20 protein-coding genes are annotated in these 21,001 nt (G+C 61.3%); 10 read left to right on the plus strand and 10 right to left on the minus strand.

The window, feature by feature from the left end:
• Positions 1–168 precede the first annotated feature (168 nt).
• The gene (locus NW848_RS01115) at positions 169–831 is read right to left on the minus strand and encodes a DUF3386 domain-containing protein (protein WP_011431401.1); all 663 of its coding nucleotides are present in this window, start codon (positions 829–831) and stop codon (positions 169–171) included.
• Positions 832–1,157: 326 nt separating this feature from the next.
• Between NW848_RS01115 and mutL the strand changes: the two genes are divergently transcribed.
• Positions 1,158–2,909 carry a DNA mismatch repair endonuclease MutL gene (gene mutL, locus NW848_RS01120; RefSeq protein ID WP_099812750.1) on the plus strand — a complete coding sequence of 584 codons (1,752 nt, stop codon included), beginning with the start codon at positions 1,158–1,160 and terminating at the stop codon, positions 2,907–2,909.
• Between the two features lie 28 nt (positions 2,910–2,937).
• A complete protein-coding gene (locus tag NW848_RS01125) occupies positions 2,938–3,795 on the plus strand; it encodes a vitamin K epoxide reductase family protein (protein ID WP_011431403.1) in 858 nt (285 codons plus the stop codon).
• On the opposite strand, the gene NW848_RS01130 is transcribed toward NW848_RS01125, so the two are convergent.
• From NW848_RS01130 to NW848_RS01145, 4 genes are all read right to left on the minus strand, one after another.
• Positions 3,765–4,802 (minus strand): diguanylate cyclase, encoded by a 1,038-nt coding sequence (locus NW848_RS01130; protein ID WP_414508356.1) that lies wholly within the window; start codon positions 4,800–4,802, stop codon positions 3,765–3,767. The two genes, NW848_RS01125 and NW848_RS01130, sit on opposite strands and share 31 nt — an antisense overlap.
• A gap of 138 nt (positions 4,803–4,940) precedes the next feature.
• Positions 4,941–5,828, minus strand: a complete 888-nt coding sequence (btpA, locus tag NW848_RS01135) for a photosystem I biogenesis protein BtpA (RefSeq protein ID WP_011431405.1) — start codon at positions 5,826–5,828, stop codon at positions 4,941–4,943.
• Between the two features lie 12 nt (positions 5,829–5,840).
• The gene (locus NW848_RS01140) at positions 5,841–6,971 is read right to left on the minus strand and encodes a quinone-dependent dihydroorotate dehydrogenase (RefSeq protein ID WP_011431406.1); all 1,131 of its coding nucleotides are present in this window, start codon (positions 6,969–6,971) and stop codon (positions 5,841–5,843) included.
• 147 nt (positions 6,972–7,118) lie between these two features.
• Positions 7,119–8,372 (minus strand): ABC transporter substrate-binding protein, encoded by a 1,254-nt coding sequence (locus NW848_RS01145; RefSeq protein WP_414402700.1) that lies wholly within the window; start codon positions 8,370–8,372, stop codon positions 7,119–7,121.
• Positions 8,373–8,613: 241 nt separating this feature from the next.
• Between NW848_RS01145 and NW848_RS01150 the strand changes: the two genes are divergently transcribed.
• Both NW848_RS01150 and NW848_RS01155 read left to right on the plus strand, forming a co-directional pair.
• A complete protein-coding gene (locus NW848_RS01150) occupies positions 8,614–9,432 on the plus strand; it encodes an ABC transporter ATP-binding protein (protein WP_414510352.1) in 819 nt (272 codons plus the stop codon).
• Positions 9,429–10,136: an ABC transporter ATP-binding protein gene (locus NW848_RS01155; protein ID WP_414402698.1), complete on the plus strand. Its 708-nt coding sequence runs from the start codon at positions 9,429–9,431 to the stop codon at positions 10,134–10,136. Before NW848_RS01150 ends, NW848_RS01155 begins: the two co-directional genes overlap by 4 nt.
• Before the next feature lie 26 nt (positions 10,137–10,162).
• Here NW848_RS01155 and recN read toward each other — a convergent pair whose 3' ends face one another.
• Both recN and NW848_RS01165 read right to left on the minus strand, forming a co-directional pair.
• Positions 10,163–11,869, minus strand: a complete 1,707-nt coding sequence (gene recN / locus NW848_RS01160; protein WP_099812745.1) for a DNA repair protein RecN — start codon at positions 11,867–11,869, stop codon at positions 10,163–10,165.
• A 72-nt stretch (positions 11,870–11,941) separates the two neighbouring features.
• Positions 11,942–12,256: a hypothetical protein gene (locus tag NW848_RS01165; protein ID WP_414508355.1), complete on the minus strand. Its 315-nt coding sequence runs from the start codon at positions 12,254–12,256 to the stop codon at positions 11,942–11,944.
• Between the two features lie 111 nt (positions 12,257–12,367).
• Here NW848_RS01165 and NW848_RS01170 point away from each other — a divergent pair, with 111 nt between their 5' ends.
• Positions 12,368–12,994, plus strand: coding sequence for a pseudouridine synthase (locus NW848_RS01170; protein ID WP_099812744.1), 627 nt, complete (start codon positions 12,368–12,370; stop codon positions 12,992–12,994).
• Here the strand turns inward: NW848_RS01170 and hisB are convergent.
• A complete protein-coding gene (gene hisB / locus NW848_RS01175; protein ID WP_099812743.1) occupies positions 12,977–13,597 on the minus strand; it encodes an imidazoleglycerol-phosphate dehydratase HisB in 621 nt (206 codons plus the stop codon). The two genes, NW848_RS01170 and hisB, sit on opposite strands and share 18 nt — an antisense overlap.
• A 121-nt stretch (positions 13,598–13,718) precedes the next feature.
• Here hisB and NW848_RS01180 point away from each other — a divergent pair, with 121 nt between their 5' ends.
• The 4 genes from NW848_RS01180 to NW848_RS01195 all read left to right on the plus strand — a co-directional run bounded on the left by NW848_RS01180 (position 13,719) and on the right by NW848_RS01195 (position 18,281).
• Positions 13,719–15,128, plus strand: coding sequence for a RecQ family ATP-dependent DNA helicase (locus tag NW848_RS01180; protein ID WP_414508354.1), 1,410 nt, complete (start codon positions 13,719–13,721; stop codon positions 15,126–15,128).
• Between the two features lie 126 nt (positions 15,129–15,254).
• A complete protein-coding gene (locus NW848_RS01185) occupies positions 15,255–17,012 on the plus strand; it encodes a glycoside hydrolase family 3 N-terminal domain-containing protein (protein ID WP_414510353.1) in 1,758 nt (585 codons plus the stop codon).
• A gap of 264 nt (positions 17,013–17,276) precedes the next feature.
• Positions 17,277–17,594: a c-type cytochrome gene (locus NW848_RS01190; RefSeq protein WP_011431416.1), complete on the plus strand. Its 318-nt coding sequence runs from the start codon at positions 17,277–17,279 to the stop codon at positions 17,592–17,594.
• 9 nt (positions 17,595–17,603) lie between these two features.
• Entirely contained in the window at positions 17,604–18,281 is a 678-nt protein-coding gene (locus NW848_RS01195) for a diacylglycerol/polyprenol kinase family protein (RefSeq protein ID WP_011431417.1), read from the plus strand.
• 43 nt (positions 18,282–18,324) lie between these two features.
• Here NW848_RS01195 and NW848_RS01200 read toward each other — a convergent pair whose 3' ends face one another.
• Together NW848_RS01200 and NW848_RS01205 are read right to left on the minus strand one after the other, a co-directional pair.
• On the minus strand, positions 18,325–18,684 hold the full coding sequence (locus NW848_RS01200; protein ID WP_011431418.1) for a hypothetical protein: 360 nt from the start codon (positions 18,682–18,684) through the stop codon (positions 18,325–18,327).
• Between the two features lie 332 nt (positions 18,685–19,016).
• A complete protein-coding gene (locus NW848_RS01205) occupies positions 19,017–19,277 on the minus strand; it encodes a helix-turn-helix domain-containing protein (protein WP_041438621.1) in 261 nt (86 codons plus the stop codon).
• Between the two features lie 346 nt (positions 19,278–19,623).
• Between NW848_RS01205 and NW848_RS01210 the strand changes: the two genes are divergently transcribed.
• Positions 19,624–20,733: an RpoD/SigA family RNA polymerase sigma factor gene (locus NW848_RS01210; protein WP_240527797.1), complete on the plus strand. Its 1,110-nt coding sequence runs from the start codon at positions 19,624–19,626 to the stop codon at positions 20,731–20,733.
• The last annotated feature ends 268 nt before the right edge of the window (positions 20,734–21,001 follow it).

Consider the following 21,001-nt stretch of genomic DNA (forward strand, 5'->3'; position numbering starts at 1 on the left):
AATCCATCCTCCTTCCGAAGTTGGTTTGCTAAGTGCTGCTATTGTACCCCTTGAGTCCTTAACAGGCTGTACCCTGTGGCCATCTGTTTTGAGCTTGGCTGTGAGCACCTCATCACCTTCTATAATGAGAGATGCCCACAGCCGCAAAGAAAAACTTATTTTTCTCAGCTATTCGAAAAATCGAATATTAGAGAAGAGGAAAAGTTGAGGGGATGAACTTTTTTGGCCATCCTGCTCTTCCCAAATTCTTCTCTCAACCAGAATCCAATACCGACCTATTTTTTGATAACGATCTTCGTAGATCATCTTTGCTTGAGTTTTTTCTCCAGTTCCTGGGCTACAATACTCAGCAGTGTAGTGAGTGGGTAGGTAGCCCTCACCTGTATCGTAAAACTCTTGAACTGAGACTGTAATTGTCCGATTGGCAAGATGGCGATGTACCATTTGAATGTGCTTGCCCTGAACCCAGTACCTATCGGTAGAAGATAAGCCCGAAACAAGAACTTCAGTGATGTCTGAATTTTGTGGCTCTCCATAGGCAAAGGTGTGGCCACCGTGTTCCTCGTCGAAGGAATGACGAACGCGATGCACCATGACTTCCCACATCTGTTCCCGTATTTTCTGGCGGATCTCCTCGTCCTCGACGCCGGCAACATCGATCTTCATGTTGCGGTCAATACTCACAACTCCTGAGAAGGAGAGGCTGCTGTCACCTTCTTTGGGAAAGTAGGTTATCTCAGCTCGGTAGCCAGGAAAGTCTTTGTCCCAGGTGTAGCGATTCTCAAAAGCCTCCTTGAATAGCTCTCGGGCCGGAGCTTGCTGTGCTGCCATAATCTCCTCCTTAATGAGAAATTTTACTATTTAAATCCTAGTAGAGGCTGATGGCTGGCCTTGGGATTTTAAGGTTTCCTTATGACTGGCCACCCGCTCAGCTCTCTTGTTCTCGAAGTTTCTCGAAGTTCTTGGCGGTTACCGATGGGCAGGAAGGCGGAACCTCAATCCTTCACTTGGCCTGAGGGGAGCCTTGAAGTTAATGAAAACCATTGGCAAGGCGCTGTCCACTGGCAACAGAGGGAGAGAGCTAAGCTAAAGCTCGGCGCTGTTGGCCTTTTGGCGACAAGCTGGCAGGAAGAGAGTCTGCTTTCTCAACTCACTCCATGTCCAAAATCCAACCCCTGAACCCAGAGCGGATCGCCCAGATGGCCGCGGGAGAGGTGATCGACTCGCTGGGGGCTGCTCTGCGAGAATTGCTGGAAAATGCCCTCGATGCTCAGGCCACCCGCATTCAGGTGGAGATCTGGCCCAGCCGCTGGCAGGTGCGGGTGGCCGATAACGGCCAAGGGATCCCCGCTTCGGAGCTGGAGCAGGTGGCCCGTCGCCACACCACCAGCAAGTTGGACGGTTGCAGCCTGGGGTTTCGGGGCGAAGCCTTGCACAGCCTGGCCCGGCTGGGATCCCTGACCATTCAGACCCGCCACGCTGACGATGCCCACGGCTGGCTGGCCACCTACGACCGCCAAGGGGAGCTGGCCCACCAGCAGCCGGCAGCCACTGCCTTGGGAACGGTGGTGACGGTGGCGGATTTGTTTGCCGATTGGCCCTTGCGCCGCTGCTCCCTGCCCCAGACTCGCCCGCTCTTGACGCTGGTGCAGAATGCGGCCTTGGCCCATCCTTGGGTCAGTTGGCAGGTGCGCCAGGAGGGGCAACTGTTGCTCAGCCTGTGGCCAGGCCAGTCTCTGCAAGATCTGCTGCTACAAGTGTTGCCGCAGGTGGATCTTTCGGATCTGCGCTATCAGCGGATCCAGGAGGGGGATAGCGATTGGGAAGTGGTGCTGGGCCTGCCGGATCGCCTGCATCGCCCCCGCCCCGATTGGATCCGCGTGGCCGTCAACGGGCGCTTTGTGCAGATGCCGGAGTGGCAACGGCTGATCCAGTCAGTCTTTCAGCACACCTTGCCTCGCCACCGCTACCCGCTGGTGGTGGTGCATCTGCGCTTGCCACCTGAGCAGGTGGACTGGAATCGCCATCCTGCTAAGAGTGAGCTCTATCTACAGGATCCGGAGATCCGACAGGAGCAATTGCGCCAGCACTTGCACGCTCTTCTGCAATCGGGATCGGAGCAAGCCAGCCGCCGCTCGCTGCATCTCATCCGGGCTAGCGAGGCCAAGTCGGTCTACAGGGTTACCTCAAGTCCCAAAAGCCCAGATCCAGCTCCCTCTGGCCAGCCGTCTACCCCCCTACCTCCTCTAAAGGCCCTAGCCCAGCTCTACCGCACCTACATCCTGGCGGAGCACCCTCAGGGGCTGTGGCTGGTGGAACAGCACCTGGCCCACGAGCGGGTGCGCTACGAGTACATCCAACGGCATTGGCAGCCGGTGGAGCTGCAGACGCCGGTCATGCTGGAGGGATTATCCTCCCAAGCGGTGGAGCAGTTGGAGCAGTTGGGCCTGGAGCCGGAGCCTTTTGGCCCCAACACCTATCTGATGCGCCGCCTGCCGCTGGCCTTGTGGTCGGAAGATCCGGAGGAGGTGCAGGGATCCCTCCGAGAATTGAGCCGCTGCGCTGACCTGGAAGCGGCCCAGGTGGCGGTGGCCTGTCGTGGCGCCCTGCGCAACGGGATCCCCCTGACCCTGGAGCAGATGCAACAGTTGCTGGAAGCCTGGCAGCGCACCGCCAATCCCCACACCTGTCCCCATGGCCGGCCAGTGTATCTGGCTCTGGCCGAAAAAGATCTGGCCCGCTACTTTCGTCGCCGCTGGGGGATCTGCGACCGGCCCATCTCTGACCCCAAGCTGGGATCCTGGTGGGAGCTGGAGCCGCTGGGGGATAGGTTTGCTGCCCAAGTGCGGCGCTCGAGCAGCGCTTCTGCGCCGGATCCCAAGGACGAGACCCGCTCCGCCCCACTATAATCGGGGGTGTCCAACTGCTGAACCCCCCATGGCCTCTTATCTCAAACTCAAAGCCCAAGAAGAGACCTGGCTACAGCGCCATGCTCGCCCGATCTTGGCAACCTTGGCGGGCTTGGGATCCCTGTTGACGGCCTACCTTACCTACACCAAGCTGACCGATCAACCTGCCGCTTTCTGCACAGGAGATGGGGGGTGTGACCTGGTGCTCTCCAGCCGTTGGGCAGAGTTTTTGGGGATCCCGACGGCAACAGTTGGCCTACTGGGGTTTCTGGCCGTTTTGGCCTTGGCGGTTTTGCCGGATGGCATCCCGCTGGTGAAGCGGTGGCGCTGGCCGGCCCTGTTTGGCCTGGTTTCCGCCATGACCGCCTTCGAGATGTACATGCTTTACCTGATGGTGGCGGTGCTGCGGCAGTTTTGTCTGTATTGCACCACCGCCATAGTCTTGGTGGCGGGGCTGTGGGCGGTAACCCTGCTGGGCCACCGCTGGCTGGATTGGGGCAAGCTGGCCTTCAGCTATATTCTCGTAAGCTTTCTCACCTTGGTGGCCACCATTGGGGTGTATGCCAACCAAGTTCCCCCACCCAGCCCCCTGGCGGCAGGGTTGGCGGCCCACCTGCGGCAGATCGGCGGCACCATGTACGGGGCCTATTGGTGCCCCCATTGTCAGGAGCAGAAGGAGCTGTTTGGGTCGGCTTTTGAACAGGTGCCCTACGTGGAATGCTCCCCCAACGGCCCCGGTACGCCCCAAGCCCAAGAATGCACAGAAGCGGGGATCACCAGCTATCCCACCTGGATTATCAACGGCCGCACCTACGTGGGGCTGCGCTCGCTGGAAGCCTTGGCGGCAGCTTCTGGCTACTCCTTTGAGCCCGGCGAAGGACAGTAGTTCTCCGGCGGCGGTGGCAAGAAAAGATGTACGCGGTTGCGCCCCGCCTGCTTGGCCTGGTAGAGGGCCTCATCTGCCTTCTGGAGAGCGGCCTCAGGTGCTAGGGGGCCATCTTCGCTGAGGACGATCCCGCCAATGCTGATGGTGACAGGCAGGCTGCGCTGGGGCGCAACCTCAATTGGCCGGCTGGCGATGGCCCGGCGCAGAGACTCGGCGTAGCGGTGGCAGCGGGCGGGGTTGAGCCCAGGGGTGACGCAGACAAATTCTTCGCCGCCGTAGCGGTAGAGCAGGCTGGAGGGGCGCAGTTGATTGTGCAGCCGCCCAACGATGGCCTGCAACACGCAGTCGCCGATATAGTGGCCGTAGGTGTCGTTAACCTGCTTGAAGTAATCCACATCCATCATCAGCAGGCAGAGATAGCGATAGCGGGCTTGCTCACGCGGCCCCACCTGTTTGAGCAAATGTGGCAACGCCTGGTCGAGGGCGCGGCGGTTCAAGGCACCGGTCAAGGGATCCGTCAAAGACAGAGACTCCAACAGCTCGTTGCGGGCCCGCAGTTGCCGGTTGGCCTGAGCCAAAGCTTGGGTAAGCCGCTGCAGGCGCAGCCCCGCCCGCACCCGTGCCCGCAGCTCCTCAGGATCGATCGGCTTGGCGATAAACTCATCTGCCCCTGCATCCAGTCCCTGCACCCGATCCTCAACTTCGGAGCGGGCGCTGAGCAAGATGAAATAGATGAACTGTCCGGCGGGCAAGTTTTTTAGACGGCGACACAACTCCACTCCAGACAAACCCGGCATGACCCAGTCGCAGATGATCAAATCCGGCCATTCGCTTTCATCCAGGGTCTGCAGGTGCTCCCAGGCCAACTGGCCGCTTTCCCAGCTTTCCACCCGGTAGTTGGAGCTTTTGAGGACTTCGCCGATGTAACGACGGTTCACCGGGTCATCGTCGATGACCCAAATGCAGGGAACCTGAGCCGGCACCTGGCTCCACGAAACTTCCTCCAAGGGCAAGGACTCCGCCCCGCCAACGCGAGCAGAAGGCAGGCTGGAGGAAGACCCCCAGCCTTCGAGTTCAGCTGACAACATCAAAAGAAAGCTAGAAAGCTCTGATACGGTGAATAATGCCGATCCTATCCCCAAAGGCTAGCTGCAGCTAGAGCTGGGAGTGGCCAGGCAAGCCGGATTGGTGGGCCGTTCGCCCAGGCCAAGGTGCAACGCTTCCACAAACTGTCGCACCCGGATTGGGTCGATGAGGGGAAAGGGATCCGCATAGCCCGCTGGCATGCCGGCGGAACGGGCCGGCCGTTTCAAAGAACTGGCCACAATCACGCCATCCGCGTGGCGGATGAGGTTGCCGATGTTTTCGGCGGTGGCTCCTGAGCCAATCAACAGAGGTACCTGAGGGGCGACTTGGCGGGCCAGCTTCAGATCTTTCAGAAGAGGCGGCTTTCCGGTGGCCCAGCCAGAGAGAACGATGGCATCGGCCAGGCCGCGCTCCACCGTGTCGGCGATGGCCGCCTCCAGGCTGATGGGACTCAGGGGCTGGGCGTGCTTCACCAGCACATCGGCAAAGATCTTGATGTCGGCCCCCAGCTCGCGGCGGTAGCGCAGCAGGCGGTGGGCATTTCCCTCGATGATGCCCTGGTCGGTCACCATCGCCCCGCAGAGGACATTGACCCGGATAAACTGGGCCCCCACACAGGCGGCAATGGCTAGGGCGCTGTAGCCATCGTTGCGCAAGACGTTGATCCCGATGGGCAGGGAAACCAGCATCTTGATCCGCTGCACCACCACGGTCATGGCGCTCACCACCGCCGCATCCACCCGCTCCTTGGCAAAGGGGGCATCGTAAAAGTTCTCGACGAGGATCCCGTCCACGCCTCCTGCCGCCAGGGCGGTAGCGGCCTGTTCTGCCTGCGCGATCACCCACTCCAAGTCCCCTCCCCAACGGGGCGAGGTGGGCAGCGGCAACAGATGAACCACCCCAATAACCGGATGGGGGGTTTTGAAAAGATGTTGCAGCAGAGTCACCGGCAAGTTCCCTCAGGGATCCATAACAATCTTACGCCCGGATTGGATCCCTGTCGGCATTCTCTCCGGGGAGGAAGGGGCGGGATTCCTGGCAGCGGCCAGGCCGCGCAACAGGCGGGGAACTAGGCTTGGCCCTTCATAGACCCAGCCTGTATAGACCTGGAGCAGGCTGGCCCCGGCCTCCAGTTTCTCCATGGCATCGGCCAGGGTGAAGATGCCCCCCACTCCAATAATCGGCAATTGCCCCTGAGTGGCCTGGTGAATGTAGCGGATCACCTGGGTGGAGCGCTGCCGCAGGGGGGCGCCGCTGATGCCGCCGGCTGCCGCGGCGAGGGGCCCCAGCCCTGGCAGGAAGCGGGTTTTCAGGTTGTCGCGGCGCAGGGTAGTGTTGGTGGCTACAAGCCCCGCCAGTCTGTAGGCTTGGGCCAGCTCCAGGATGGCGTCAATTTCTGGCCAATCTAGGTCAGGGGCAATCTTCACCAAAAGGGGCTTCTGTCCGCGATTTTCCCCCTGCAACGTCGCCAGGATGGGCGCCAACTGCTCGGCAGCCTGCAGGGATCGCAATCCCGCTGTGTTGGGGGAGCTGACGTTGACCACAAAATAGTCTCCCAGCTCCCGCAACAGACGAAAGCTGGCCAGGTAGTCAGCCGCCGCCTCCTCCAGGGGGGTGGCCTTCCCTTTGCCCAGGTTGATGCCGATGGGAATGGGACGTTGGCGCAGCCGGCGCAGCCGTTCGGCCAGAGCTGCCGCCCCCTGGTTGTTGAAGCCCATGTGGTTGAGAGCAGCCCGATCCTGGGGCAACTGGAACAGGCGCGGCTTGGGGTTGCCCGGCTGAGGCCCAGGAGTGACGGTGCCCACCTCCACAAAGCCAAAGCCCAAACTGGGCCAGACGCCCACAGCTAGGCCATCCTTGTCAAAGCCTGCGGCCAGGCCAATGGGATTGGGGAAGGTGAGGCCCCAGAGCCGTACTTCCAGCCGCGGATCCCGATAGCAGAACAGGCGCTCCAAAAGAGCCAGGATCCCGGTGGCCTGGGTGGCGTCCAGCCACTCCAAGGCGCGCAAGAGCCCCACCTTAACCGTTTCCGGGTCAGCCCTCAGGCCCGAAAAAATCAAGGGCCGCAGCACATCTCGGTACAGGTTCACAGCAAAGACTCGCTCCCAAGCTGTCACCCCTCTTGTTGATCTTCCCCAAAAAACAGGGGCCTGCAAAAGTCTCCTCTGCAGGCCCCCGCTTTTGAGCTTAGGCGGGAACTGGCCCGGCCAAGCCGAGCACCACCGGCCTAAAGACTCTTAGCCTTCCGGCTCAAACACTTTCAAGTCGACGATCTGCCCGCCCTTGAAGGTCCAGTGGGCAAAGGTTCCGGCCACGTCTCCGTTCTCGTCGAAGTCCAGCGAGCCAGAAGCGCCAGTGTAATTGATGTCTTCCCCTTTCTTCAGCAGCTCCACTGCCTTGGCCCACTCTCCTGGCAGGATCTCGGTGCCGGGGGGATTGGCCACTTGCCGCAGAGCATCGCGGATGGCGGTGCCGTCGGCGCTGCCGGCCTTTTGAATGGCCAGAGCCAAGACAAAAGCGGCATCGTAGGCCGTGTCGATGTAGGGGGTGGGGGGCAGCTCCCCGTAGGCAGCTTTGTAGGCTTCAGCAAAGATTTGGTAGGCTTTGCTGTCGGTCAGAGCCTGGGGCGAGGTGCCGATGGATCCCTCTAGCTTGTCCGCCCCCACCTGGGTGGCCAGATCGGGAGAGCGCATGCCATCTGTGAAGACAAAGCGGTCAAATAGCCCCCCTTCCAAAGCCTGCCGCAGGATGATCGCGCCGTTTTCGGGATACCCGATCAGCACCAGCGCCTGGGGATCCCCTTCCTTGAGCTGATCCAGCTCGCCGCGGTAGGAGGCTTGGCCGGGTTCGTAGGGAACCGACTTGGTAATGGTGCCGCCCCGCTTTTCAAAGGCGGCCTTGAAGCTGTCGGCCAGCCCCTTGCCGTAGTCGTTATTGATGTAGATGATGGCCAGGCGCTCCAGGTTTTCTTCGCGGGTAATTTGCGCCAGGGCTACCCCTTGGAAGGCATCGGAGGGAACGGTGCGGAACAAGAAACCATTGTCGTCCAGGGTGGTGATGGTGGGAGCGGTGGAAGCTGGCGAAATTTGCGGAATCTTGCTGGGAACCGTGACTGTCGTGGCCACCGGAATGGTAACGCCACTGCCCAAAGCGCCAACAATGGCGGCCACCTTCTCCACGTTCACTAGCCGCTTGGCCGCATCAATAGCCGGCTGGGCTGAGGTTTGGTCATCCGCCTCCACCACTTGGATTGGGGATCCGAGGACGCCGCCAGCGGCGTTAATCTGATCCAGAGCCAGCTTGATGCCCTTGAGGCAGTTTTCCCCATAGGCCTGCAGGTCGCCCGTCAAAGACAGCAGCGCTCCTATCTTGATCGGGGCTTTGGCTGCTTGCTGAGCTGTGCTTGGCAGCAGGGTGGTGGCCAGTGCTGCTGCTGTCAGGGCTGCCGCCGTCGCGAAGGCCCGCCGGGTCAGTTTGTGCATGGGAGACATAACCAAGAACCTCCAATGAGCTCCAATGAGGGAATAAAACTGCAATTCTCAAAGGTCGATGGTATAGGAGTAGACGTTAGCCCACCTCAAAGGGTTCCCTCCAAGAGCCAACCCAACCCCTGCCAGGGGGCTTCTTGGCAAGCCTATCGGCGAGTTTGGTTAAATAAGCTTCTTTACCCTACGACGAAAGCTCATAAAATAGTGAATCTACTAGGGAATGGAGCTTTCCCAGGGTAGCGGTGTGATCGTTATTGACAACATCTCCAAACAGTTTGGCGGCGTCAATGCCCTAGATCACTGTTCCTTCCGCATCGAAGCTGGCCGGATCACGGGCTTGATTGGCCCCAACGGGGCGGGGAAGACAACTCTTTTCAACATCATTGCCGGGTTTATTCGACCCAGCAGCGGCCGCATCTGGCTGGATGGAGAAGATGTCACCGGCCTGCCTCCCCACCGCTTGTTCCACCGGGGTCTGGTGCGCACCTTTCAGATCCCGCGGGAGTTTGGCCGCATGACCGTTCTAGAAAACTTGATGGTCGTTCCTCCTAAGCAGGCGGGGGAAAACCTGTTCAACGCCTGGTTTCGCTGGCGGCGGGTGCAGCGGCAGGAGCGCCAGCTTCAGGCTCGGGCTGGAGAAGTTTTGGAACGGCTCAACCTCATCCACCTGCGCGATCAACTGGCGGTCAACCTTTCCGGCGGGCAAAAGAAGCTGCTGGAGCTGGGACGCACCCTGATGACCGATGCGCGGGTCATCCTCTTGGACGAGCCGGGGGCTGGGGTCAACCGCACTTTGCTGGCAGACCTGATCCGCTTTATCGAGTACCTTAACCGCGAGCGCGGCTGCACCTTCTGCATCATCGAACACGATTTGGATCTGGTGACCCGCCTCTGCCACCACGTGGTGGTCATGGCGGGGGGGAGGGTGCTGACTCAGGGATCCATGCAGGAGATCAAGCAAAACCCAGCCGTGCGGGAGGCCTATTTGGGATCCATCGCTTTAGCAGATGCCCTCAGCTCGGAACCGGCCTCCACCCTCTCGCCGGAGGGATCCCCGCCATGACTCCTTTGCTCGAGATTCAAGATCTCTATAGCGGCTACCGCGGCGTGGACATCCTCAAAGGGATCCGCCTCAAGGTCAACCCGGGGCAAATCGTGGTGATCATCGGCCCCAACGGGGCGGGCAAATCGACAGTGCTCAAGTCTCTTTTTGGATTGGCCACCATCCGCTCGGGCCGAGTGCTGTTCCAAGGTTCTGACATCACGCATCTTGCTGCCGAGCAACTGGTGCGGCGGGGGATCGGCTTTGTGCCTCAGACCAACAATGTCTTTCCCTCCCTCACCGTCGAGGAAAACCTGGAGATGGGAGCCTTTATCCGGCGCGACGACTACACTGCCCAACTGGAGCGGGTTTACGAGCTGTTTCCGCCGCTAAGGGAAAAGCGAAAGCAAGCGGCGGGATCCCTCTCCGGCGGGCAGCGGCAGATGCTGGCCATGGGGCGGGCGCTGATGGCGGAGCCGCAGCTGTTGGTGTTGGACGAGCCGACAGCCGGCCTGTCGCCGCTGTATGTCGAGCAGACCTTTGCCCTCCTGCAGGAGATCAACCGCCGCGGCGTCAGCATCCTAATGGTCGAGCAAAATGCCAAGCAGGCCTTGGCTATAGCGGACTGGGGCTACGTCCTCTCCATGGGAGAAAACCGCTTTGAGGATACCGGCCCCAACCTATTGCACAACCCCGAGGTGTTGGAGCTATTTTTGGGCGGCTGAGGCCCTCACCCTCGGGGAGAGGGGAGCTAAGCAGAGCCGGCCAGTTGCAGTTGGCGCAGTTGGGCTGCCTGCTTGAGAAGGGCTTCCACAAAGCCCATTGCCTCCTGGGCGGAGTGGCCGGCAGCCAGTTGGGCCAATTCTTCCCGGCGCTCCCCTTCTCTCAGCGAATCCACCCGCACGCAGGTTCGCCCTTCTTGCACCACTTTGTAAACCCGCAGGTGGTGATCGGCTAGGGCGGCAACCAGGGGCTGGTGGGTAACGCAGAGAACTTGGTGGCTACGGGCAATCTGGTGCAGTTTGGCGGCGATGGCCTGCGCTACCTTGCCGGATACGCCAACGTCGATCTCGTCGAAGACCAGAGTAGCCACCGGATCGACGCGGCTGAACACCGCTTTTAAGGCCAGCAGAAAACGGCTCATCTCGCCGCCGGAGGCAATGTCGGCCAGCGGCTGCAGGGGCTCGCCGGGGTTGGGGCTAAACCAAAAGCTCACCTGATCCACCCCTTCGGCGGTGGGGGATCCGGCTTGGATCTGCACCTGGAACTGCACACCGCTCATCCCCAGGGGCCCAAGCTCCTCCACGAGAGCCTTTTCCAGTTGGTGGGCCGCCTGCTGCCGCAGATGCGAGAGCATCTGGCAGTGGCGCTCCAGCTCCTGGGCTGCCTGGTCTAGCCGCGCCTCTAGTTCCTCCAAGTCGGTGCTCTCGTCCCGCAGTTGGGCCAGCTCTGCCTTGAGCCGCTCCGCGTGGGCCATCACCTCGGCCAGGGTGGGGCCGTATTTGCGGCAGGCCTGTCGCAGTTGGGCTAGGCGCCGTTCAATTTTGCTTAGCCGACTGGGATCCGCCTCCAGGGTCTCGCCGTAGCGCAGCAGCTCCCGCCCCGCCTCCTCCACCTGAACGAGGGCGCTGCTGACCATCTCGACTAGGGGAGTTAGGTCGGGATCCCGCTGGGCCATGCTCTGCAGCAGACGCTCGGCTTGGGCCAGGAGATCGGCAATGGCCGGCGAGCCGCTGTCATTTTGGTAGAGCAGTTGGTGAGCGGCATAACTCTGCTGCTGCAGTTCCACGCGGTGGGCCAGGCGCTCCCGCTCCCGCTCCAATTTGGTCAGCTCGTCAGGATCCTCCAGGCGCAGGGCAGCCAGTTCTTGGGCTTGCAACTCTAGGAGATCTAGCCGCTGCAGCCGCAGGTGTTGGTTTTGCTGGCGGGAGGCTATCTCTGCTTTGAGCTGGCTCCAGGTTTGGTAGCAAGCTGCCACCTCTGAACGCAGGCGCAGCAGCTTTTCGCCGCCAAAGGCATCCAGCCAGCGGCGCTGGGTTTGGGGAGACTGGAGTTGGCTTGTCTGGCCCTGGGCGGTGATCTCCACCAGTTGGGAGCGCAGGCTGAGCATCTGAGCCTTGTTCACGAGCACCCCATTGACTCGCAGGCGGCTGCTGAGCTTGCCGTTGCGCATCACCAGCTCGCGGCTGCAGACCAGGCCTTCTTCCAAAGGTTCAATTTGCTCTTGCTCTAGCCAGGCCTCCAGCGCGGCCGTAGGCTGGAAAATGGCTTCCACCAAGCCCCGATCGCTGCCGCTGCGCAGAGCGCGAGCCGGTCCCCCGAGCGCGGCATCGAGGGCATCGAGAATGATAGATTTGCCCGCCCCTGTTTCTCCGGTGAGCACGTTCAGCCCCGCCCGAAAGGGAATCTCCAAGTACTCGATCAGGGCGAAGTTCTCGATCCGCAACAGGCGCAACATAGGGATCCCGTTGGCCTTCCTGTCTTAGGTTAGCCCACCTGCCGACTTAGGCGGAACGGGGGAAGAGCAGCTTCAAGGGGTGGCCTCCGACGTCTCCTCTGTTCTAGCAGCGGTATCGGCAAGCGGCTCGGAGGTAGCGGCTGAGGCATTGGGTGTATTAGGCGCTACCTCTGCCTCCTGGAGAGAGGCGGAGGGTTCGAGCTCGGCTTTTGGCTCTGTGGCGGTGGGCTCGGGGGCAGCGGCAGCGGCTTGGGCAGCCTCTTTTTGCTGTTGCCGCTCGTAACGGCGTCGTTTGATCCCCTCATCCACCCACACGTACACCAGACTGAGAAGGGAGAGCCCCGCCGTTCCAATTAAAACCCAGAGTAGAGTGTTGTCTATCGTCATGAGTGAGATCCGTCAAACTCTGCCGCCAACGGAAAACGCCGCGCCCAAGGCTTGATCTTACCGTTGAAGCTGCTCTGCCCAATCTTAAAAGACGGGATCCACACTTTTGCCATGCGCTACCTCAAGTTTTACAAACCCTACGGCGTGCTCACCCAATTTACCGACCGGCAGGGGCGGCCAACCCTCAAGTCTTTCATCCCGGTGCCCAAGGTCTATCCGGTGGGGCGGTTGGATCGCGATAGCGAAGGTCTGCTTCTGCTCACCGACGATGGCCGCCTCAACGCCCGCCTGATCGATCCCAAGTTCGGCCACGAGCGCACCTACTGGGTGCAGGTGGAAGGGATCCCCACGCCCCAGGCCCTGCAGCAGTTGCAAGAGGGAGTGGTCATTCAGGGGCGAAAGACCCGGCCGGCTGAGGTTAGAGTGCTAGCCGAGGAGCCGGAGCTGCCGCCGCGGGATCCGCCCATCCGCTTTCGCCGCTCCATCCCCACCACCTGGCTGGAGCTGACGCTGCGGGAGGGTCGCAACCGCCAGGTGCGCCGCATGACCGCCGCTGTCGGCATTCCAACCTTGAGATTGGTGCGAGTGGGGCTGGGGCCCCTCTCGCTGCAGGGGCTGGCCCCTGGCCAGTGGCAGGATCTCAGCGAGGCGGAGTTGGCCCGCTTGCGGCACTACTGTTTTGGCCAGTCGCGCTGTCCCTTGCTCGGGCGGAGGTTAAGTCTACAGAACACCTTTTGAGCTGGGGATCCCATCTTGTCGGCGCGGATCCCGTTCTACGGCCATGCGCAGGGCGCGGGCAAAGGCCTTGAAACTGGCCTCGACGATGTGGTGGGCATTGAGACCAGCAACCTGGCGGATGTGCAGGGTAAGCTGGGCGTGGTTGGCCACCGCCTGGTAGAACTCGCGCACCAACTGGGTTTCGTAGCGGCCAATGCGTTCGACGGTCAGCTCCAGACCATAGCTGAGGTGGGGGCGCCCGGAAAAGTCCAGCACCACCTGCACCAGCGCCTCATCCAGCGGAGCCCAGAAGTGACCAAAACGGTAAATGCCGCGCCGATCCTGCAGCGCCTGCGCCAGCGCCTGTCCCAGGGCAATGCCCACGTCCTCATTGGTGTGGTGGTCGTCGATGTGCAGATCCCCCACGGCCTTGATCTGGAGATCAATTAGCCCATGGGTGCTGAGCTGGGCCAGCATGTGGTCCAAGAAGGGGATCCCGGTGTCGATCTCGTACTGCCCTCTGCCATCGAGGTTGAGATGCACTTGAACGTCCGTTTCGTTGGTGCGGCGGTGCACCGAGGCCGTCCTGGGCTGCAGCAGGCGGGGGGAGTCGATGGCTGTCATGGCAAGGGTAGGGGAGCACTAGGAAGTCCCAGCTCTAGGATCGCACAGGTAGGGGTGCCAGAATCAGCGTCTTTGGCAAGGGGGGCAGGCGGGCTCAGGTTGCAGAGGGGGAGAGTGTTCCTTGCAGGATTGGCAACAGATTCAACGGGCCCTCAAGCAGTATTGGGGCTACGAGGCACTGCGCCCACCTCAGGAGCGGGTCATCCGTGCCTTGCTGGAGAAGCGGGATGCACTGGTGGTGTTGCCGACGGGTTTCGGCAAGTCTCTGTGCTTTCAACTGCCGGCCTTGCTGCAGACAGGGCTGACCCTGGTGGTCTCGCCTCTGATTGCCCTGATGGAAGACCAGGTGCAGGATCTCTGGAAGCGCCGTCTGCCGGCGGCCTGTTTGCACAGCGAGCTGGATCTAGCTCTGCGCAAGCGGGTGTTGCGGGCTTTGGAAGGGAACCGGCTGCGTCTACTGTATCTGGGGCCGGAAACCCTCTTCAGCCCGCCAGTCTGGGAGCGGCTGCAGCAGGTGCCCCTCAACGGCCTCATTGTTGACGAGGCGCACACCTTGGTGCACTGGGGGGGATCCTTCCGGCCCGACTACCGCCGTCTGGGATTGGTGCGCCCTGCCCTGGGCCAGCCTGCCTTTCCCATTGCTGCCTTTACCGCCACTGCCGATCCCGAAACCCTCAGCCGCCTGCGCCACATCCTCGACCTGCAGAATCCGGAATGCATTCGCGCTGACCCGCTGCGAACCAACATTTCTCTCAACGTGGCGGTGGCCTGGAGCCCAGCGGATCGCCGTCGGCGCCTGCTGCGCTTTCTGGCGGAAAACTCCGGCTCGGGCCTGGTGTACGTGCGCACGCGGCGGGATGGAGAGGAGCTGGCCGAGTGGTTGGGCTGCCGCAACCAGAAAACCGCCACCTACCACGGCGGCCTGGAGGCGGGATCCCGCCGTCGGCTGGAGCGGGCTTGGCTGGAGGGCGAGCTGCGCTTTCTGGTCTGCACCAACGCCTTCGGGTTGGGGATCAACAAGCCCGACGTGCGCTGGGTGCTGCACTTTCACCCGCCCCCCAACTTAATGGACTACCTGCAGGAGGTGGGGCGGGGCGGGCGGGATGGCGGCCCTTGCCAGGCCCTGATGTTGGTCTCCGAGCCGACAGGCCTCTTGGATCCCACCGATCGCCAGCGCCAAGCCTATTTCTATTCCCAGCAGGAGCGCTTGCTGGCCCAGGCGCGGCGTTTGCTGCAAACGCTGCCCCCCCAGGGATCCTACGCCGACTTGCCCCCCGGAGAGACGCGGGTGGCCCTGGGCCTGCTGCAGGAGATGGGCTGTCTGCATTGGCCAGATCCCTTTCACTTTCAAGTGCTGCACCGCCGCTGGCAGCCGCCGCCGCGGCAGGATCCCTGGCAGGGGATGGACGACTTCATCCACAGCCGCGGCTGTCGCTGGCAGGTCATCCTGCGGCATTTTGGCTACCCTGAGAACCAGCCTGGTCTGCCCTGCGGCACCTGCGACCGCTGCCGGGCTTCCCAAAGGCGCTGATGGGTGCTTGCCCAGCCTTGTGGCCAGCGATAGGATCCCCTCGCTGAAGACTTTCCTGGAGTGTCCATGGGTAGTTCTGGACCCCCGGTTGCAGCGCTTGAGCAGCCCTTGTCCCTGGCAAAGCAGGTGGCGCAACTGCTAGTGGTGCCGGTCTCGGCCCGCCTGGGATCCCAGGCTCCTCCCCGAGAGGTTCTCAAGCGGCTGATCCAAGAGGTGGGGATTGGAGGCATCTGGATTACCGATGGCCATGTGGCTGAGGCCCTGCTCCTCATTGAGGAGGCGCAGTCTTGGGCGACTCTGCCCCTTCTTGTGGCAGCCGAGGCCAGCCGCGGCCTGGCTCTGCAGGGAGCCACTTCTTTCCCCCACCCCCTGGGCCTGAGCCGCCTGGGATCCGAAGCCGAGCGCTGGGCGGAACAGTGGGGAAGGATCACGGCGCGGGAGGCGGCGGCCATCGGCATTAACTGGCTGCTGGGCCCGGTGGCGGAGCCCCTGGGGCAAGGCCCAGCAGAGCTGGCGCTGGCGGAGGAGCCGCACCTAGTTTTGCAACTGGCGCGCGCCTTTGTGCGCGGCTGTGAGCAGGCCGTCCCCGGCGGGATCCTGACCACAGCCAGATCCTTCCCCGGCCAGGATTGGGTAGAACCGCCCCAGGCAGGTGCGGCGCTGCGGCCAAAGCCAACCGATGTCCCCTGGTGTCCTCGCCTGAGCCTCAGCTTGGACAAGCTGCAAGCAGGACTCTGGCTGCCGTTCCGCAGCTTGGTGGAGCAGGTGGGAGCCATCTCGGTTGCGCCAGTGGTGCTTCCCGAGTGGGACGAGCGCTGGCCGATCTCTTTTTTGCCGGGGCGGCTGACCCAACTGCTGCGCCAAGAGTGGGGGTTTAGTGGACTAATTGTGGCAGAGGGCCTCGATCAGGGCTTCTTGGACGAGCTGGCCGTTGGCGTCGGCTCCTCTCCCCACCTGCTGGCGGTGCGGGCCCTCCAGGCCGGCGCCGACCTCCTTTTGGCCCCTCCCGACCCAGTGGCGGCCGTCACAGCCATTGTGGAAGCTGTGCGGCAGGGATCCCTGGACGCCCAGGCCATTGCCCAATCGGTGACGCGGGTGCTGCGGGCCAAGCAGCGGCTTTTCCCCTCCGCCTCCGCCCTGCTCAAGCAAGTGTGGCCGGCCCTGGCGGAAACGGATTTCAGCCTGGTTCCCGGCTGGATGGGGGCTAAAGACCCCACCGACCCCGCCCTCTGCCGCGGCTTTTCCGACGAGCAACTGAAACCCCTGCTGTTGGGAGATCCCCTCGCCAAGGACTCACCTCTAGCCAAGCTGTTCGGCACACGTCCGCCTCTGCCCAGAGTCGCCCGGTTGGGATCCCTCTTGGCCGAGCAGGATATTGCTCCCTGTCAAGCTGCCATGGCCCGCGGCGGCGTGACAGGCGGCCAGGCTTTGCCCCTGCCCGCTCCCCCCGGCAGTTGGAACTGGATCTGGCAAGATCTCGCCCCTGGCGCTGAGACAGCAGGGCTATCGGCGGCCTCTCCCGCCCTCAGCATTCCCGCCGGCCTCGGCTTCTCTCCTTTGCTCAGCCATCCTCTCACCCCTTTGAGCTTGCTGGAGACGGCCCTGGGCAGCGCCGGCCAACTGATCTTCCAGGCCTTTGTCGAGGAGCCTTTGCCCAACTATGTGCTGGATTGGCTGCAACAACAACGAGAGCGGGTGGCAGCCGTCGTCGTTTATGGTAACTTATCCTTCTACCGACGCCTGCAGGCGCACTTTCAGTGGGCCAACGCCATCCACAGCCTCAATCCTGATCCCTGGGCCCAGGCAGAAGCTATGCAGCGTCTGTTTCCCCACCGGCTCATCCCGGAGAAACCCGAGCCTCAGCCAGCATCGACAAATAATTAAGAAAAAGTAAATACCATTGCAGATTGTTGGCAGAAAGGGGCCCCTGAGCTATCGTATTGATGGAAATGTAAACTATTGAAACGGTTTCTCTCAGGGTTGTCTGTGCCTTCCTTCCTCTCAGACATCGCTGGATCGGGCAGTTCTCGCCCCTCTGGTGACGGTGAGTGTGAGCTTGAGCGAACCTCCCCGCAGCGTCCGCAACCGTTCCTCCACTCTTTGCAAGCGCTGCTGTCAGGGCGCTGGGCGACAAAGCTTGGACTGGGCTTGGCTGTTGTGGGTCTGGCAATCCTCACCTGGATTTGGCTGGCTGCAGGAGCTGGGCTGGATCCTTACACTAAAGCCGTCCTCAGCCTAGAGGGTCAGCCCAGCCATGGTGCTTCGTTGTTTGCCCTCAACTGTGCCGCCTGTCATGGAGAAGAAGCCGATGGCCGAGTTGGCCCCAGCCTGCGGGGAGTTAGCAACCGCCGCTCCGACCGGTTTATCATTCATCAGGTAACCAGTGGCAAAACTCCGCCTATGCCCCAGTTTCAGCCGGATCCCCAGGAGATGGCAGATTTGCTCAGCTACTTGAAAACCCTCTGAGGCCAGCTCATGGGCCTGACCCAGCAGCTTGCTTGCTACGCTCTCTGGCTGGCCTCCGTATTTGCCTTTGCGGAATGGCTGCGCTCCCGACAGGTGGATGGGGAATGGGTGCGCAAAGTCGTCCATATCGGTGTGGGCAATATCATTCTGCTGGCCTGGGCCTTGCAGGTGCCCCGCTGGCTTGGGGTGGGGTTTTCCTTGGTGTTTGCCGGCCTGGCGCTGCTCTCCTACCGGGTGGCTATTTTGCCTAGCTTGAATGGGGTCGGGCGGCGTAGCTTCGGCACTTTCTTCTATGCTGTCAGCATTGGCCTGTTGCTGTATTGGTTTTGGCTGCCGCAGCGACAGGTATTCGCGGTGATTGGCATTTTGGTGATGACCTGGGCCGATGCGCTGGCGGGCTTGGTGGGCAAAACTTGGGGCAAGCACCTCTATCAACTGGGATCCCTTCAAAAAAGTTGGGAGGGATCCCTGACCATGTGGGCAGTGAGCAGCTTGGTGATTGCGGCGCTGCTGCTGGGGTACTTCGGCTTTTCTCCCTCCTTGCTCGCCATCAGCCTCTTGGTGGGAGGCCTGGCCATGGGCCTAGAGGTCTTCTCTTGGTGGGGGCTGGATAACCTGACCGTGCCTTTGGCCAGCGCCGGGCTCTGCTTTGCCCTGCTGCAGCTTCTGGACGAACTGTACCTGTAGCGGAGTTGCTACTACTGTGACGGGTTTGGCGCGGAAGCGACTTCTAGGCCCCGCGGCGTTCTTGTTCTCGCTCTTCTTGTTGCTGCCACTGCCTGATCAGCTCTTTCGCTGCCTGGGGGGTAAAGTAGTCCAGCTCCATCAGCTTGCGATAGGTGAGGAGCTGCCGCATCTCCAGGGGCATGTCTGCCTTCCGGTAAAAGTAGTGGATGCGGCTGATGTTTTGCTCCATCTCGGCGAACTCCTGCTCCCGCTGCATTTGCCTTTCCTGCTTGAGCACCTTGTGGGGAGCAGACATGCGATTCGGGATCCGCTGCGCGCTGGTGGCTTTGCTGGCGAGAACCCGATGGGCTCCGCTTTGCCGACTGTTGGCGCCGTTGAAACGGCTGAAAAAGAAAGAGAGCATCCGTCAACCTCACACAGGCAGAGAAAAGAGGGTCGTCTTACACTAACTTCACAATATCAAGCTTAGATAAAGCTGTGAAGCCGCCAGTGATCTGGATCCCTTTTGGGAAAGCCCGTACCTTTCACAGGGCAAGGAGTGTATCTCTCCTGTCCCTTAGGAGAGTTGAGGCAGAGACAAGGCTTGGCTTGGGCAGGCAGACTTATAGAGGATGTTATCAGTATTTACACGTATGCTTGGACGAAGATAGGGTCAAAGCGCAAAATTATTTGCGGGCTTTCACGCACAATGACAGGGATCTTGAATAACTGTTACATGGTGCTTGCCCGGAGGCGCTACAGGTGAGATTCGTCGCCGCTCAGCAGCCAGGTAACCGAGACACCCAGCGCCTTGGCAAAAGCCACCAGCTCTTTGTCGATGACGCGCCGTTTGCCCTTTTCCACCTGGCCGATCTTGACGTAGTCCAACTGCACGCCGTACTTAGCCAGGCGACCCGCCAGTTGATCTTGGGTCAGTTGCAGCTTCTCCCTTACCCAGCGCACCCGCTCTCCGATCAAGTTGGCCGATGGAGGGTGCTGGTTGAGGTTAGACTCCATAGGAGCAAGAGATTGTGAATATTCTTTTCCAGACTGAGGAAGCCGATGGCTCCCGCGGCGCCCCATGGTAGCCTATGCTGGCAAGGCTACCCCTCCTCTTCCACTTTATAGAACCTGTGGGAGCCTGCTCGACAGCAGGCGAGCTAGCTGTCTCCTGAATATCTTACACAAGGTCTAGATCGAAAATCGCTTATGGATGTTTTCGCGCAGGATGCGCTGCCGGCGAGAACTTGGCAGATGGGATCCCTGCCACTCCCGCACCCAGCCGGAAAAATTTCCGGGCAAAAAAGAGGGCCATGATCGATTTTCGCTCGCGCCAGGGGGAGAAACTTTTCTAGACTAGGAGGTGACGTTTTCTCCTCACTTGGCCGTGGTTTTCTCTCGTCCTCATCCTGAAAACATTGCCTCGTCCCGCCAGGAGCTCGACGATCTCTGGCTTGAGGCCGAGTCTGCCTCTCAGGATCCGGCTGCAGAGGCCGACCTAGAGCCGGGCGCCAGCGGGTTGCGGCTGAATGAAGACGCCGTCGATCACTACTTGAATACAATTGGTCGGGTGCCCCGCATCGATCACGCGGAGGAGATCGAGCTGTCGCGCAAAATTCAGCAGAAGCTGCTCATCGATCAGGCCCGCAGGGAATGGCGGCAACAGCGGGGGCAGGATCCCAGCGATGAGGAACTGGCAGCAGCCCTGCAGATTCCTGTGTCTACCCTGCGCTCCCGCATCCGCCAAGGGGAACAGGCTCAGCGCAAGCTAATCAACGCCAACCTGCGCCTGGTGGTCAGTGTGGCCAAGAAGTACCTCAACCGGGGGGTGCCCTTTTTGGACTTGATCCAAGAGGGCAACATGGGTCTTATTCGGGCCACTGAGAAATTCAATGCCGAACGAGGTTTTCGCTTCAGCACCTATGCCCACTGGTGGATTCGCCAGGGCATTACCCGCTGCATTGCCAACCAAGCCCGGACGATTCGCCTGCCGGTGCATATGGTGGACAAAGTGCGTCTGCTCAAGCGCACCAACCGCGAGCTGATGAAAGCCCGAGGGCGACGGCCCACAGAAGCCGAACTGGCGGAGGCGCTGGGCATCAAGGTTAAGAAGTTGCGCATGATCCAGCAGGCTGCCGCTTTGCCCCTGTCGTTGGATGTGCCGGTTGGCCAGGAAGGGGAAAGCCGCCTGGGGGATTTGCTGCCGGATGAGCGGCAGGAGCAACCCTTTGAAGAGATCCTCGTGCAATCTCTGCGGCAAGATGTGCGTTCTGCCATGCAGGCCCTGAAGCCCATCGAGAGGCAGGTGCTGGAGCTGCGCTATGGGCTGGATGGGCAAAGGGCGAGAACTCTGCGAGAAGTCGGGGATCACTTTAACTTAACGCGGGAGCGGATTCGCCAGATCGAGCGGGATGCTCTGCGCAAGCTGCGCCTAGGCCATCCTTCGCGGGCTTTGGCCCAGTACATTCGCTAGCTTTTGCCGCAGCCTCCCGGGGTTCGGGCGGGGATCCCCGCGCGAGACGGGTTTTCAGCCCTTGGGATCTGCCTTGCAGCCCCCTAAAATGGCGGTAAGCCAGATCGCTGGGGATCCCCATGTCCACCGGTTCCACGCCTGCTTCTGCCAGGGAGTGCTCGCCGCAACAGGCGCAGCTTTGGTTACGAGGGCTGCTCAGCATTGCTTGGGCTGGTGACATCCTCTCCCGCTAAGCCCTGACGGGCTGTAGACGGGAGCTTCCGAGAAT

This window comes from Synechococcus sp. RC10A2 (assembly GCF_047502605.1).